Source organism: Companilactobacillus zhongbaensis (assembly GCF_003946515.1).
GTDB classification, from domain to species: Bacteria; Bacillota; Bacilli; order Lactobacillales; family Lactobacillaceae; genus Companilactobacillus; species Companilactobacillus zhongbaensis.
In genome coordinates, this window is record NZ_RHOM01000076.1 from 1 (window position 1) to 1141 (window position 1141).

The window sequence follows — 1141 nt, forward strand, 5'->3', positions numbered from 1 at the left end:
ATTCGACGTGCGTGAGGATTCCCATGTTTTGTAATATGCCTTGCTGATTTATAGTCACCGGAATCAGCTTCTGTTGTATCAAGACCAACATAGCTATTCAATTGCTGGCGTGTATCAAACCTTCGGATATCGCCTAACTCACTAATTATCCGAATTGCGGTGCTCTCACCAATGCCAGGAATTGTTTGAAGGATCGTAAATTCTGGTAAGGATTTACCAAAGGCCGTCATTCGTTTGATCTGCTTTTCCTGTGCTAATTCTAGGTCGAGTACTTTCTCGGCTAACTCTTTCGTTTGTCGTGTATTGTCCGAAGTAACGGGTACTGCATCGGCATTTTGAGCGGCTAGTTTCCATAGTTTCCTTGCGGTATCGTGAATGCGTTTTGGTCCCATTCCTTTGAAATGTGCTGCAGAAATTCGATCTTCTAATGCATTAAGGTCACCAATATCACGAATGATTTGTGCATGTGGAAATAGTGTTAAGAGTCTCCAAGCTATCTTTGTATCAAAGTCAAAGCCGCCCTTAGAAGATCCAAATGACGCAAACACAAGCTGTAGGACACGTTGTGCTTGATTGCGGGTACGCTTCTTGTCTTCATTGAGTTGATCGTAATAGCGATTCATATCAGTGAGTTCACGATAAATGGGATCCTGCTTGTAAGCGAGAAGATGTGGAACCAATTGCTCAGTGAACTCGGTAATTGCTAACCGGCGAGCATCACGTTTATCATTTTTCCTTAGTCGCGAACCTGTGGCGATACGGTTTTTAGCCACCAGTGGGTTCAAAATGTGATAGTTTAGATCTTCCTGTTGGAGGAAATACTCTAAGCGCCGAGAGTAGACACCAGTTGCTTCAAAGACGATTTCTGCTGTTCCACCGAACTGAACTATGATGTGTTTTAGTTTATTAAATCCAAGGACATCTAAAGAGATGCCTTGCTCATCTTTAATTACAAAGTCGGTTGCCACCGCAACGTTTGCTTTGTTCTTACTAACATCGATTCCGATAATTGTTCTCATAATCATATACCTGTCTTTCTGAAGTCTTCACGTTAGTTTTAGTAATCTCGTTTTCAAAACGCGGCTTCAAGAGCCCAAATACTTTGATCAAATTGACTAAAACAAGTGAAGCAGCCATTTTT

At 41.7% G+C, this 1141-nt stretch carries 1 protein-coding gene; it reads right to left on the reverse strand.

Annotated features, from left to right (window positions below):
• Nucleotides 1-1019 (reverse strand): IS110 family RNA-guided transposase (locus EKM69_RS12190; protein WP_164505956.1); only part of this gene is annotated, 1019 nt, incomplete at its 3' end.
• Nucleotides 1020-1141 lie beyond the last annotated feature (122 nt).